The organism is Streptomyces sp. NPDC051738, assembly GCF_044453205.1.
Classification (GTDB): Bacteria; Actinomycetota; Actinomycetes; order Streptomycetales; family Streptomycetaceae; genus Streptomyces.
Map to the genome: position 1 here is coordinate 444485 of NZ_JBITCM010000004.1, position 13165 is coordinate 457649.

The window sequence follows — 13165 nt, forward strand, 5'->3', positions numbered from 1 at the left end:
TCGTGCCTCAGGTGTTTTTCGAGGGGAGGCCGTGCTCGATGACGTCCAGGGCGCGGTCCAGGAGGTCGCCCAGGTCGTCCTCGAAGTCCTTCTCGGCCCAGTACAGGGAGATCTCCGCGAGGCCGCCGATGAGGGACATCGTGAAGACCCGCACCTCGAAGCTGTCCCGTGGCATGTCGGTGCGCTCGGCGATGGCCTCGGCGAGCATCCGGCCGGTGACCGACATGCTCTCCAGCATCCGGGACCGCACCGCGGGGACCTGCACCAACAGATGCGACCGCAGCCGGACGGCCTCGGGATCCTCCTGCGTCGCCGCGACGATGGCCAGCTTCATGACGTACCGCAGGGACTCCATCCACGGCTCGTCCGCCGGCCGCTTGCGCAGCTCGGCCAGCAGGATCGGGTCGTACTCGTCCGTGAGGACGATGTCCTCCTTGGTCGGGAAGTAGCGGAAGACCGTGGACGGCGACACCTCGGCGCGCTCGGCGATCTGCTCGATCGTGGTGGCGTCGTAGCCCTGCTCCTGGATGAGCGCGTACGTCGCGTCGCGGATCGCCGTCCGGGTCTTGATCTTCTTCCGTTCACGAAGCCCCAGCTGGGGACGGTCGGTGAGGGGAGAGCGGCGTGCGGGGGTCATGGGGGTCATTGTCGGGCATCGGCGTGCTCCGCGGCCAAGTCCGGGGTCTCGGGGCTCTTCTCGCGAGGCGTGCCCGGCAGGAACGCGGCCGCCAGCAGTGCGGCGACGAGGGCCGCGACGCCGCACACCAGCAGGACGACGCCCATGCCGTGGACGTAGGCGCTGTTCGCGGAGGCCGCGAGCTCCGCTGCCTTTGCGGGGCCCGCCCGCTCGGCGACGAGGTGCGCCGCGACCACGGACTCCCCGGCGGTGTCGGCGGCCCGCGCGGGCAGCCCGGTGACGTCGAGCCGGTCCCGGAAGGTACTGGAGAGCAGGCTGCCGAGCAGCGCGATGCCGATCGCGCCGCCGACCTGACGCAAGGTCATCAGCAGCCCGGACCCTCCCCCACTGCCTTAAAGGCGTGGGGGGACCCCCATCCGGCGCGGTCGCGGGGCAGGGTGCCCAGGGCGTTGCTCATGGCGGGCATGAGCGAGAAGCCGAAGCCGAGACCGGTGAGGGAGAGCCACAGCGCGGTGAAGCCGTAGCCGGAGTCGACCGCCGCCCATCATCGGCAGCAGCCGGATGCCGGTGCCGAGCGCGTCGTGGCCGAGGACCGCCTGGAGATACGGCGGCAGTACGAACAGCAGGCCGGTCAGGACGAACATCACCAGGGTCGCGGCGATGGTGTTGAAGAGGAAGCCGCGGCGGGCGAGCAGGCTCATGTCGAGCATGGGGCGCTCGACCCGCCGTTCGCGCAGCACCAGCGCGGTGATCAGCAGGACGGAGGCGGCGACCATGGCCAGGACCAGCGCGTTGGCCCAGCCTCGCGTGGGCACCTCGATGATCGCGTAGATCAGCGCGCCGAGGCCGGTCACGGTGAGCGCGGTGGAGAGGGCGTCGACCTTCGGGGAGGCCGGGTCCCGGGTCTCGGGGAGCAGGAAGACGCAGGCGGCGATGCCGATCGCGGCCATCGGGACGTTGACCAGGAAGACCGAGCCCCACCAGTAGTGGTTCAGCAGCCAGCCGCCGATGATCGGGCCGAGCGGCAGCCCGAGCGCTGAGGCGGCGGAGACGATGCCGACGGCCTTGGTGCGCTCGTCGGCGCCGAACAGCGAGGGCAGGACGGCGAGCGCGAGCGGGGTGACCAGGGCCGCTCCCACACCCATAACCGCGCGTGCGGCGATCACCGTGTTCACGTCGCCGGCCAGCGCGCCGACCAGCGACCCGACGAGGAAGATCCCGAGCCCCGTGATCAGCATCCGCCGCCGCCCGAAGCGGTCGCCGAGCAGGCCCGCGGGGAGCATCAGCGCCGCGAAGACGACGACGTACGCGTCGGCCATCCTCCCCCAGTGCTAAACGCCTGGGGGGACCCCCAGCTGCTGGCCGGTGCTTGCGCCCAGGTCGGCGGCCATCGTCGGCAGCGCCACGTTGAGGATCGTCATGTCGAAGCCGAGCGTGAGCATGCTCGCGACCAGGGCGCCCAGCGCCCACCAACGGCGTTCATGTGTAGTGACAGCAACCATGAAATGAGAGTAACTCTCAAAAGAGTGTGGCCGTCAATATTTTTGGGCGCGAAAGAGGGCCACGGCTCGAAAGCCGTGGCCCTTGAGGAACCTGCGTGGTGGGCTACCCGTGCTGGTACGCCACCAGTGAGATCCCCACGTAGTGCGTGATGAACGCCGCCAGCGTGAAGGAGTGGAAGACCTCGTGGAAGCCGAACCAGCGCGGTGACGGGTTCGGGCGCTTGATGCCGTAGATCACGCCGCCGGCGCTGTAGAGGAGACCGCCGACGATCACCAGGACCAGCACCGCGATGCCGCCGGTGCGCATGAAGTCCGGCAGGAAGAAGACGGCCGCCCAGCCCATCGCGATGTAGCAGGGGGTGTAGAGCCAGCGCGGGGCGCCGACCCAGAACACCCGGAAGACGATGCCCGCCGCGGCGGCGCCCCAGATGCCCCAGAGCAGCCACTGACCCTTGGCCTCCGGCAGGAGCAGCATCGTCAGTGGGGTGTACGTGCCCGCGATGATCAGGAAGATGTTGGCGTGATCCAGCCGGCGCAGGAAGCCGTCCATGCGCGGGCTCCAGTTGCCCCGGTGGTACAGCGCGCTCACGCCGAACAGCAGACAGGCCGTGAGGGCGAAGATCCCGCAGGCGAGACGGCCTCGCGGCGAGTCCGCGAGGGCGGTGAGCACCAGGCCGGAGACGAGCGCGGCCGGGAACATGCCCAGATGCAGCCAGCCCCGGAGTCTCGGCTTTATCTCCTCCGAGAGGTGCTGGGCGTGGTGCGCGATCTGGTGCGGCAAGGAGGGCGCGTCGGAACCGCGGCCGGCAGCTCGCGTGTCCCTGGGCGCGTCGGGGACGGGCGCAGTCATGGGGGGCATCGTACCTACGGAACCGTAAGTTACGCGTCAGGGCGGCCAGATGGGCGTCCCTAAGTGGCCATCGTCTCATGGGGTACCCGGGATGGACACACCCGCGGTGAAGCCGTGGTGACGCATCGAAAACATCTGGATGAGTGGCGATGCTCACGCCGCTCACTTGTGACGCCCTCTGGACATATGCGCAGACGCGTCGGATGATCAAATGAGTGCGGTCGGCACCGGATGAGCGCGAAAGATCCGGACGGTAGGTCCAGCGGTAGATCCCTCGCGAAGCATCCGGGTCGCGGCCCCCACGGGGCATACAAGGGCATATTCAGGACAAAACCCCTCACTTAGGAGCAACCGTGGCGCGCGACATCGCGGCTCCCCCCGTCGTCCCCACCCACCACCGGGAACTCGTCTCGTGGGTCAACGAGATCGCCGAACTGACGCAGCCGGACAGCGTGGTCTGGTGTGACGGATCCGAGGCCGAGTACGAGCGCCTGTCCGAGGAGCTCGTCGCGAAGGGCACCTTCAGGAAGCTCGACCCGATCAAGCGCCCCAACTCGTACTACGCCGCCTCCGACCCGACCGACGTCGCCCGCGTCGAGGACCGGACCTTCATCTGCTCCGAGAAGGATGAGGACGCCGGCCCGACGAACCACTGGAAGGACCCCGCCGAGATGCGGGAGATCTTCGCCGGTGAGAAGGGCGTCTTCCGCGGCTCCATGCGCGGCCGCACGATGTACGTCGTCCCGTTCTGCATGGGCCCCCTCGGCTCCGACCTCTCCGCGATCGGCGTCGAGATCACCGACTCCGCCTACGTCGCGGTCTCCATGCGCACCATGACCCGCATGGGGCAGCCCGTCCTCGACGAGCTCGGTGAGGACGGCTTCTTCGTGAAGGCCGTGCACACGCTCGGAGCGCCGCTGGAGGCGGGCGAGCAGGACGTGCCCTGGCCGTGCAACAGCACCAAGTACATCTCCCACTTCCCCGAGTCCCGCGAGATCTGGTCCTACGGCTCCGGCTACGGCGGCAACGCCCTGCTCGGCAAGAAGTGCTACGCCCTGCGCATCGCCTCCGTGATGGCCCGCGACGAGGGCTGGCTGGCCGAGCACATGCTGGTCCTCAAGCTCACCCCGCCGCAGGGCGAGTCCAAGTACGTCGCCGCCGCCTTCCCGAGCGCCTGCGGCAAGACCAACCTCGCCATGCTGGAGCCCACCATCTCCGGCTGGACCGTCGAGACGATCGGCGACGACATCGCCTGGATGCGCTTCGGCGAGGACGGCCGGCTGTACGCCATCAACCCCGAGGCCGGCTTCTTCGGCGTCGCGCCCGGTACCGGTGAGCACACCAACGCCAACGCGATGAAGACGCTGTGGGGCAACTCGGTCTTCACCAACGTCGCCCTCACCGACGACAACGACATCTGGTGGGAGGGCATGACGGAGGAGACCCCGGCCCACCTGACGGACTGGAAGGGCAACGACTGGACGCCGTCCTCCGAGACGCCGGCCGCCCACCCCAACGCCCGCTTCACCGTCCCGGCCTCCCAGTGCCCGATCATCGCGCCCGAGTGGGAGGACCCCAAGGGCGTGCCGATCTCGGCGATCCTCTTCGGTGGCCGCCGCGCCACGGCCGTCCCCCTGGTCACGGAGTCCTTCGACTGGAACCACGGCGTGTTCCTCGGCGCCAACGTGGCCAGCGAGAAGACCGCCGCCGCCGAGGGCAAGGTCGGCGAGCTGCGCCGCGACCCGTTCGCGATGCTGCCGTTCTGCGGCTACAACATGGGTGACTACATGGGCCACTGGGTCGACGTCGCCAAGGGCAAGGACCAGGCGAAGCTCCCGAAGATCTACTACGTCAACTGGTTCCGCAAGAACGACGAGGGCAAGTTCGTCTGGCCCGGCTTCGGCGAGAACAGCCGCGTCCTGAAGTGGATCGTCGAGCGCCTCGACGGCAAGGCCGAGGGCGTCGAGACCCCGATCGGCATCCTGCCGGCCAAGGGTGCCCTGGACACGAACGGTCTCGAACTGGCCGACTCCGACCTCGACTTCCTGCTCACCGTCGACAAGGAGGTCTGGCGCGAGGAGGCCGCGCTCGTTCCCGATCACCTCAATACCTTCGGTGAGCACACGCCGAAGGAGCTGTGGGACGAGTACCGGGCGTTGGTTTCGCGCCTGGGCTGAGGCCCGCCCCCCTATACGCCGCGGCCGGCTCCGATCGTGCCCTGACCAGCAATATCGTCACGGCCGGCCGCGGTGCACCACAGACCGGCGAGGTTCCGTACAACGGCGTGCGGAGCCATGGCCTGTCGTCGCGAGTTTCCGTCCGCCCCGACGGGAGTGTGCGGCGGCAGGCCTTCGCCTGTGCGGAGGCTCGCCGTTGGGGTTGTCGTCGTGTGCCGGGTGCGGCGCCGTGGGGGCTGGTCGCGCAGTTCCCCGCGCCCCTGGGTGGGCTACTGTGAGCGGTCTTCCAAGTAGCGGGTGTGGGATTCCTGGCGTCTTGCCTCCGTTTCCCGCAGGGCCGCTGCAAGTTGCTCGGCCTCCTTCCTCAGCAGGCCCAGCTGGCGTTCCAGATGGAGTTCGGGGGATTCCGTGCCCGGCGTCATCCGTGTCCACCACCGCGTTCGTACGAAACTGTCGACCGCCTCGGGAAGATCGCGCCGGACGATGCGGGAGAGCATGTGCACGCCCTCCGGGTCGTGGGCGAGGAGGTCTGCCACCCAGCCACGGTCCAGCAACGCGGTCAGCAGCTCGGTGAGTTCACGGAGTCGGGCCGCGGCCGTGACCGACAGGTCGATGTTCGTCAGATAGCCGCGCAGCTCCTCGAAGTCGTCCCGCAGCTCGTCGAGTTGAGCCGACGGGTCCGGGAAGTCGGGTGGTGCGGGGCGCTCCGGCGGGGCGATCAGGGCGCCCGCGCCGTACAGGCCCGCTACCACGACCGGCCAGTACGGGCCCGCCACCCCCGTGAAGGTCAGCACCAGGCCGACCAGCCCGCACGCGCTCCCCGCGATGTTCTTGCGGGACTCCAGGTAGGCCAGTGCCCTGCTCGCGGCCGGCTTATTGGTAGCCACGGATCTCCTCGAAGGCGCCGTCCAGCGAGCCCTCCTGGGCGTCGAAGAGACGGCCGCCGGTCAGCTCGGCGATGTGCTCCAGCTCGGACTCGTCGGAGTCGCCGAAGAGGATGGGGAAGACGGGTGTATCGCGCCTGTCGCGGTCGAGCCCTGCGTAGAAGGCGTCGAAGTCCGCCGCCTCGGCGCCGGTGGTGTTCTCGCCGTCCGTCATCAGCACGATCGACGTGAACGTGTCCCGGCCGGTGCCCAGATGGTCGTACGCCTTCTCCAGCGAGGTGTAGATCGCGGTGTCGCCCTCGGCCGACAGGGCCTCGGTGTCCTTGCGGATCCCGTCCAGCCCGGCCTTCGGGTCGGCCGGCTCCACGACATGGGTGCGCACGCTCTTCACCTCGGACCCGAACGGCATCAGCGTGACCTCCTCGCGTTCGCGGAAGTCGCCGGTGAGGTCGGCGAGCGATTGTTTCAGCTGCGCCAGGCGGTCGCCCTCCACCGAGCCCGAGGTGTCCAGGACGTAGACCGTCCTGGACGGGCGGCGCAGCTCGTTCTCGTACGAGTCGAGCAGTCCGTCGGCGACGGAACGGCTGCCCGGGAAGGGCAGTTCGCGCCGTCGGCCGGTGTCGAGGCCGGGCGCGGGCGTGACGGAGGCGACGACCGGGCGGCGATGGGTGCGCTCGGTGATCAGCCGCTGGACGTCCTCGGTGCGCAGGGCCTCGGTGAGGCGGCGGACGTCGTCGCGGGTCGCGGCGTTCGTGGAGGCGAGGGAGGAGAGCGGGTAGTCGGCGGTGACGACGCCGTCCTTGGGGCGGATCACGGTCAGGCCCGGGATGCCCTTGAGGACGGACTCGTAGTTGAGCAGCGCGTCGACGTTCCCGCGGCGCTTGTACGCCGTCGCCAGCCAGCCCGACGAACCCGACGTCAGCTTCTGCCCCGTGAAGAACTCCTTCAGCCGGGGCGTCGCCTTGGTCACGTCCGCGTCGGTGAGCGCGGACTGGGCGCCGGAGAGGGCCGAGGCGACGGAGACGAGGGTGGCGAAGCCGGAGTTGGAGCGGGCCGGGTCGGTCATGCCGTAGCTGAGCCCGCCGTCCTGGACGGCCTGCTCGATCTGCGACCAGGTGACGTCGTCCGGCTTCCAGCCCAGCGAGCCGAGCGTCGTCGACCTGACGCCGATCGCGACCGGGCTCGACATCACCGGCGTCTCCGACACGACCTTCTTCGCCGCCTCAGGGCGCAGCCGCAGATAGTCGTTGGAGGACAGCCACAGCGCGTCGTACTGCCCGTCCGCCTTGCCCTTGGCCAGCAGTTCCACGGCGTCGAGGGTGCCCATGTAGGTGGGCCGGACCTCGATGCCGGTGTCGTCGGCGATCCGGTCCAGGACCGGGGTCATGTCGCTGAGCTCGCTGGAGGCGAGGACGCGGAGGGTGCCGGGCCGCGGGGCGTTGGGGTTCGGGTCGTCGGTGGCCTTCTCCGACGTGCAGGCGGTCAGCAGGGCGAGCGCGGAGAGGGCGGCGGCGAGCAGGCGGCCGCCGCGTCGCGGGCCTTGGGGGCCTTGGGGGTGTCTCATCCGAGCCCACCCTCCAGCGCGCCCCGCGAACGGCTGCGGTCCAAGTAGGCGCTCGCGTGCTGCAGTTCGGCGGTCAGGTTCTCCACGGTCGTCGCCATCGCCTCGGTCGCCTGGACCTTGTAGGTGTCGATGGCGTCGAGCGTGCGGTAGATCTGCTGGAATGCGCTGCGCAGGGTCTCCGCGCCCACCGCCGGGTCGGCGGCGATGCGCTGGATCTCGCCGCTCTGCGTGGCCAGCATCTCGGCGTTGCCCCGGATCAGGTCCTCGGTCGTCCCGCGCAGGGCGTTGACCTGCTCGATGACCTTCTTCTGGTTGTCGAGCGCGGAGGCCAGCATCACGGAGATCCGCAGCGCCGAGACGGTCGTGGTCGCGGCCCGGTCGACGCCCTTGATGAGCTCCTCGTTGTTGCGTCGTACGACGTCCATGGCGAGGTAGCCCTGCGCGCACACCGCGAGCTGGGTGAGCAGGTCCTGGTGCTTCTGCCGGACCGGGAAGAGGATGTCGGCGCGCAGACTGTCGGCCTGCTGGGGATCCACGACCTGCCCGATGTGCTGCTCCACGGCCATGTCCAGGGCCTCCGTCAGCACGACGTACTCCTGGAGCTTGCCCATGGACTCCCAGAGCCGCACCCGCTCGGTCTGCAGGGCGGCGTTGTCCCGCCGCAGCTCGTCCTGCCCGCCCCGCAGCGACCCCACGATCTTGTTGAGGGTGCCCTGTGCGGAGGCGTACTTGGCGACGTGGTCGCGCAGCTTGTTGCCGCCGGGGAGCCTGGAGAGGAACTTGCGCCCCTTGGAGGCGGGCAGATCCCGCGGATCCAGGTCCTCCACCACCCTCCGCAGCTCGACGAGCGAGCCGGCGACCTGCGACTGGGCGTCCCCGCCCTTGTCGGGCAGGCTTCGGATGGTCCGCTCCAGCATGCGGTTGGACTGGGCGGCGGCGGTGCGCATGTCACCGGCGCCCAGGGCGGTGATCTCACCGACCTTGCCGGCGAACTCGGGGGAGCGGGCGTCGAGCGCCGCGAGCCCCTCCACGTAGTCGGAGGCCTTCTTGGCCATGTCCGTACGGACGCCGTCGTCGACCGGGACGAGTCCGCCGACCTTCTCCCGCGGCACGGTGGCCACGGGCTCGGGCGGAGTGAGGACGAAGGTGTCGTCAGTGCTGCTCATGTGCTGCTGCCCCCCTTATCCGCGCGCCCGTCGCGCCAGCTCGTGCAGCACCTTGGAGGTGGGCACGGCCGCCTGGTGGACGCCGGTCAGTTCCTGCTTGAGGTAGGTGGTGTCCGAGGCGAACTCGTCGGCCTCGCCCTGCGGGCGGAACCCGTGCCGGGCCTCCAGCTCGCGCAACTTAGGGTCCGAGGAGAGGAGTTCGGCGACGGCCTTGCCGCCCTCGGTCAGCGGTACGACGGTGTGGTCGCTGTTGACCGTGGTGTCCGGGTACAGGACGACCAGGTCGTCGGGCTGCTGCCCCTCCGCCAGCAGGGAGGCGACCTGGGACTCGTAGACCACGACGAGCGGGTTGCCCGCACCGCTGACGAAGTCCCGGAACACGGCGTCACTGCCGGACTGCTGGGCGCCCTGCACGCTGACCAGCTTGCGCAGCAGCGGGGCGGTGCGGCCGACCTCGGCGTCGGTGGCGACGACCTTGCCGCCGTTCTCGACATAGGAGGCGGCGGCCAGATAGAGGGCGCCGGAGTTGGAGGTCTCGGGATCGGTGCTGGACAGGTACAGGGTGCCCGTCAACTCCCCGTACTTCTGGGCGCCCTTGAGCTGCTGCCAGGTGCGGTCGGCGCGGGCGGCGTCCAGATAGGCGGCCATGCTGAAGGTGCCGCGGTGTTCGGTGTCCAGGGTGGCGAGCCCGTTCGCCGCGAGCACCTCGGCGGCGTTCTTGTGCGCCACGACGACGAGGGGCGAGTAGAAGGGGCGGGGGAGCGTCCCCGTCACCTTGTACTTCGCGGCGAGTTCGACGGCCGGCGCCTGACTCGACGGCAGCGCGAGGTCGTACCCCTTGAGGTCCAGCCCCTCCATGGCCCAGGACCCGGAGGTCTCGGCCTTCACGGTGTAGCCCTTGGCGGCCAGGGCCTCCACCACGTCGGGATCGGCGAAGAACTCGGCCTTCTCCGACCCGATCACCGCTTGCACGGTCTTCGTTGCCGTGCCGTCCTCATGACTGCGGCCCGCGACGACGGCAACCACCACGCCACCGATCAGCACCACCGCGAGGATGATTCCTGCGATACGTCTCACGCGAGGGAGAGTGCTCGCGGAATCCAACGTTCCCCGGCAAAAAGGATGAACGGGAGGTGTCACCCCGGTCCCGTTACAACACGGGGGACTGCAAGGCTTTTAGGGGCGCGGGGCTGTGTCGATATGCGGCTCCGCCGCGTGGGCGCGACAAGCCACAGACAACCCGCAGTCGCCGCACAACACAAACCGTCACGGCGAACCGGCGAACGCGGCCAAAGCCAACGCAGTGCTGTGGCACCCGGTCCGCGCGTCGCTGCGGGTGCACGCGGACCGGGGCCGTTCAAGGGGCGCTCAGCTGACGCCGGTCAACTCCTGCGCAGCGGCATGCGCATCCATACGCTCGGCGGCGAGAATCGCGGCAGCCGTATCGGCACGAGACGCGGCAACGACCAACGCCCGCCCGGCAAGGGCATGCGCACGCGCGTGCAGTGCCGCAACCCTCGGGTCACGGGCGGAGCCGGCCGCCCGGGCCGGCTTACGTCCCTCCCGGAGCCGGGCCACCTGGCCGGCGAGCTGCTCGGCCGCGAGGTCCAGGTCCTCCGAGGGCGCAGCCGCGCGCAACTCGTCCGTCACGGCAAGCAGCGCAGCGAGATGGCTCGCGAGCTGAATGTCCAGCTCTTCCTCACGCGAGCGGTGCGGAAAGTCCGTGGGGTCGCCGGCCATCGTGCTGTGGACCGACTTGGTGCGGATCGGTTCGTACATGGGGATGGCCTCCTGTGCGCTGACAGGAAACCATCCTAGCTTAGATTCCGTCTAAAGTTGAGCGGTTCGCAAAACAGGGCCGCGCGTACACCCAGCGTGAGCGTCACGGCTGGCTGTAGCCGTCCAGGAACCGCGCGATCCGCCCCACCGCGTCCCGCAGATCCGTGACCGCCGGCAGGGTCACCACCCGGAAGTGATCCGACTCCGGCCAGTTGAAGCCCGAGCCCTGGACGACCATGATCTTCTCGCGCCGCAGCAGGTCAAGGACCATCTGCCGGTCATCCTTGATCTTGAACACGTTGGGGTCGAGGCGCGGGAAGAGATACAGCGCACCCTTCGGCCGTACGCATGTCACGCCGGGGATCTGCGTCAGCAGCTCGTAGGCGACATCCATCTGCTCCTTCAGTCGCCCCCCTGGCAGCACCAGGTCCTGGATGGACTGCCGCCCGCTGAGCGCGGCCACGACCCCGTGCTGACCGGGCATGTTCGCGCACAGCCGCATGTTCGCGAGGATCGTGAGGCCCTCGATGTAGGAGTCGGCGTGGGCGCGGGGGCCCGAGATCGACATCCACCCCACCCGGTAGCCGGCCACCCGGTACGCCTTCGACATGCCGTTGAAGGTGAGGGTGAGCAGGTCGGGGGCGATGGCGGCGGTCGGGGTGTGCGTGGCGTCGTCGTAGAGGATCTTGTCGTAGATCTCGTCGGAGCAGACCAGGAGGTTGTGCCGCCGGGCGATGTCCGTCAGCCCCCGGAGCATGGCCTCGTCGTAGACCGCCCCCGTCGGGTTGTTGGGGTTGATGATGACGATGGCCTTGGTGCGGTCGGTGACCTTGCGCTCGATGTCGGCGAGGTCGGGCATCCAGTCGGACTGCTCGTCGCAGCGGTAGTGGACGGCGGTGCCGCCCGACAGGGAGACGGCGGCGGTCCACAGGGGGTAGTCCGGGGCGGGGACAAGCACCTCGTCACCGTCGTCGAGCAGTCCCTGCATGGCCATGACGATCAGCTCGGAGACGCCGTTGCCGATGAAGACGTGCTCGACGTCGGTCTCGATACCGAGGGTCTGGTTGTGCATGACGACGGCCCGACGCGCGGCCAGCAGGCCCTTCGCGTCGCCGTAGCCATGCGCCGACGACACGTTGCGGAGGACGTCCTCCAGGATCTCGGGCGGGCACTCGAAGCCGAACGCGGCCGGGTTTCCGGTGTTCAGCTTGAGGATCCGATGCCCCGCCGATTCAAGCCGCATCGCCTCCTCGAGCACCGGGCCCCGGATCTCGTAACAGACGTTGGCGAGCTTGGTCGACTGGATCACCTGCATGTCAAGGAGCTTACGGCTCGGTAAAGCCCCTTGGGCCGTGTTTTCCGACACGTGAGACGTGTGGGTTTGGGCTGTTATCGCCGGAAGTCGTCCTACTGGCTGTCCTACAGGCCGTCCAGCGGCGCCCAGGGCAGGGCTGTCCGCCAGTGGTCGTCGTCGCGTGCCCAGCTCTTGACGGCACCGGCGGCGATGTCATGGCCGTGGAAGGCGAAAGGGGCGGGGACGCGGGCCTGGAAGTGGGCGTGCGGTCCGCCCTCGCGGTACTCGACGAGGCAGCTGCCGTCGTCCTCCAGGTACACCTGGATGTAGTGCTGCCCGGGGTCGGACGACAGGGAAGAGCCAGATGGGTCAGATACGGCAGATGGGCCAGATGGGCCAGATGGGTCAGATGGGTCAGATGAGCCGGATGGGTCAGTCGACTCGATCCGCTCGACGACGAGGAAGCGGTGGACGAGGTTCAGTTCGCTGAGGAGGTCGTACAGGGTGTCCTCGGCGGGGTCGTCCCAGGTGTCACCGTTCCACGCCGTCGCCCGGATTCGGGTCATGCGGTGGCGTCGGCCTGGACGACGGACCGTTCGGCGAGGCTGAGCAGCTCGTCGGTGGTGACCTTGCGGTCGCCGGAGGCGGAGTGCAGCGTCAGGGCGGCGCCCGATTCGGCCTTCAGGACGCTGCCGACGCGGTTCTCCCACTCGACCCAGCTGCCGGGGGCGCCGTCGAGCAGCGACAGTTCGTTCAGCAGGACGGACAGGGGGGCCAGGCCGCGGTCGGGGCCGACGCTGTGGCTCCTGGTGCGGGTGTTGTCGTAGCGCATCCGCAGGAACGGCACGGGTTCCCGGTCGAGCTTGGTCGGCTGGAGCGCCAGGCGGAACAGATGCACCGCTTCGTCCACGGTCTCCGTTCCCGAGAACTCGCAGCGGTAGGCCGGGAAGAGCGTGTAGGTGGCCTTGTGCAGCTCGGGGTCGTCCTGGGCGTGGTTCTCGTGGACGTCGGGGCTGACGGCGGCGACGGTGTCGAATTCCCAGCCGGGGCAGGCGAATCCGTCCAGCGCCACGAGCGGCCGGTCGCTCGCGACGATACGAGCGCTGTGCTCACGGGCGAATTCCAGGACGGCGCGGGCCAGGTCGGCGTCGTAGCGCCCCATGACGCGCAACTCCAGCGCGTGTTCGCGGTCCTGGGTGAGGACGGCGTCGAAGTTGAAGATCACGCGTGACCAGTGCCAGGCGTCGGGCAGGCCCTCGATGGGTGCGGCGCCCGGCTGGCCGGACACCTTCGCCGTCAGGTCCATAGTCAG

At 69.3% G+C, this 13165-nt stretch carries 11 protein-coding genes and 1 pseudogene; 1 reads left to right on the forward strand and 11 read right to left on the reverse strand.

The window, feature by feature from the left end; translation table 11 throughout:
* Positions 1-7 precede the first annotated feature (7 nt).
* The 3 genes and pseudogenes from ACIA8X_RS12670 to ACIA8X_RS12680 all read right to left on the reverse strand — a co-directional run bounded on the left by ACIA8X_RS12670 (position 8) and on the right by ACIA8X_RS12680 (position 2989).
* Complete coding sequence (locus tag ACIA8X_RS12670; protein ID WP_393448278.1) at positions 8-646, reverse strand: TetR/AcrR family transcriptional regulator; 639 nt, start codon at positions 644-646, stop codon at positions 8-10.
* A pseudogene (locus ACIA8X_RS12675) lies at positions 643-2139 on the reverse strand (MFS transporter). Before ACIA8X_RS12675 ends, ACIA8X_RS12670 begins: the two are co-directional and overlap by 4 nt.
* A gap of 103 nt (positions 2140-2242) precedes the next feature.
* On the reverse strand, positions 2243-2989 hold the full coding sequence (locus tag ACIA8X_RS12680) for a hemolysin III family protein (protein WP_393448276.1): 747 nt from the start codon (positions 2987-2989) through the stop codon (positions 2243-2245).
* 353 nt (positions 2990-3342) lie between these two features.
* Between ACIA8X_RS12680 and ACIA8X_RS12685 the strand changes: the two genes are divergently transcribed.
* On the forward strand, positions 3343-5166 hold the full coding sequence (locus ACIA8X_RS12685; RefSeq protein ID WP_393448274.1) for a phosphoenolpyruvate carboxykinase (GTP): 1824 nt from the start codon (positions 3343-3345) through the stop codon (positions 5164-5166).
* Positions 5167-5435: 269 nt separating this feature from the next.
* On the opposite strand, the gene ACIA8X_RS12690 is transcribed toward ACIA8X_RS12685, so the two are convergent.
* From ACIA8X_RS12690 to ACIA8X_RS12725, 8 genes are all read right to left on the reverse strand, one after another.
* The gene (locus tag ACIA8X_RS12690; protein WP_393448968.1) at positions 5436-6020 is read right to left on the reverse strand and encodes a hypothetical protein; all 585 of its coding nucleotides are present in this window, start codon (positions 6018-6020) and stop codon (positions 5436-5438) included.
* A 19-nt stretch (positions 6021-6039) separates the two neighbouring features.
* Positions 6040-7614: a substrate-binding domain-containing protein gene (locus ACIA8X_RS12695; RefSeq protein WP_399458279.1), complete on the reverse strand. Its 1575-nt coding sequence runs from the start codon at positions 7612-7614 to the stop codon at positions 6040-6042.
* Positions 7611-8780, reverse strand: a complete 1170-nt coding sequence (locus ACIA8X_RS12700; protein WP_393448270.1) for a toxic anion resistance protein — start codon at positions 8778-8780, stop codon at positions 7611-7613. The genes ACIA8X_RS12695 and ACIA8X_RS12700 overlap by 4 nt, the downstream gene beginning before the upstream one ends.
* 15 nt (positions 8781-8795) lie before the next feature.
* Positions 8796-9857, reverse strand: a complete 1062-nt coding sequence (locus ACIA8X_RS12705) for a hypothetical protein (protein WP_399458280.1) — start codon at positions 9855-9857, stop codon at positions 8796-8798.
* Between the two features lie 291 nt (positions 9858-10148).
* Positions 10149-10559 carry a hypothetical protein gene (locus ACIA8X_RS12710; RefSeq protein ID WP_399458281.1) on the reverse strand — a complete coding sequence of 137 codons (411 nt, stop codon included), beginning with the start codon at positions 10557-10559 and terminating at the stop codon, positions 10149-10151.
* Between the two features lie 103 nt (positions 10560-10662).
* Positions 10663-11874: a pyridoxal phosphate-dependent aminotransferase gene (locus ACIA8X_RS12715; protein ID WP_393448264.1), complete on the reverse strand. Its 1212-nt coding sequence runs from the start codon at positions 11872-11874 to the stop codon at positions 10663-10665.
* A 104-nt stretch (positions 11875-11978) separates the two neighbouring features.
* Positions 11979-12419, reverse strand: coding sequence for a hypothetical protein (locus ACIA8X_RS12720; RefSeq protein WP_399458282.1), 441 nt, complete (start codon positions 12417-12419; stop codon positions 11979-11981).
* A complete protein-coding gene (locus ACIA8X_RS12725; RefSeq protein WP_393448260.1) occupies positions 12416-13159 on the reverse strand; it encodes a hypothetical protein in 744 nt (247 codons plus the stop codon). Before ACIA8X_RS12725 ends, ACIA8X_RS12720 begins: the two co-directional genes overlap by 4 nt.
* Between the last annotated feature and the right edge of the window lie 6 nt (positions 13160-13165).

Excerpts from the sequence above, each read along its gene's own strand:
- ACIA8X_RS12710 (WP_399458281.1), bottom strand. The coding sequence starts at position 10,559 with ATGTACGAACCGATCCGCACCAAGTCGGTCCACAGCACGATGGCCGGC.
- ACIA8X_RS12725 (WP_393448260.1), bottom strand. The coding sequence starts at position 13,159 with ATGGACCTGACGGCGAAGGTGTCCGGCCAGCCGGGCGCCGCACCCATC.
- ACIA8X_RS12715 (WP_393448264.1), bottom strand. The coding sequence starts at position 11,874 with ATGCAGGTGATCCAGTCGACCAAGCTCGCCAACGTCTGTTACGAGATC.
- ACIA8X_RS12680 (WP_393448276.1), bottom strand. The coding sequence starts at position 2,989 with ATGACTGCGCCCGTCCCCGACGCGCCCAGGGACACGCGAGCTGCCGGC.
- ACIA8X_RS12720 (WP_399458282.1), bottom strand. The coding sequence starts at position 12,419 with ATGACCCGAATCCGGGCGACGGCGTGGAACGGTGACACCTGGGACGAC.
- ACIA8X_RS12695 (WP_399458279.1), bottom strand. The coding sequence starts at position 7,614 with ATGAGACACCCCCAAGGCCCCCAAGGCCCGCGACGCGGCGGCCGCCTG.
- ACIA8X_RS12700 (WP_393448270.1), bottom strand. The coding sequence starts at position 8,780 with ATGAGCAGCACTGACGACACCTTCGTCCTCACTCCGCCCGAGCCCGTG.
- ACIA8X_RS12670 (WP_393448278.1), bottom strand. The coding sequence starts at position 646 with ATGACCCCCATGACCCCCGCACGCCGCTCTCCCCTCACCGACCGTCCC.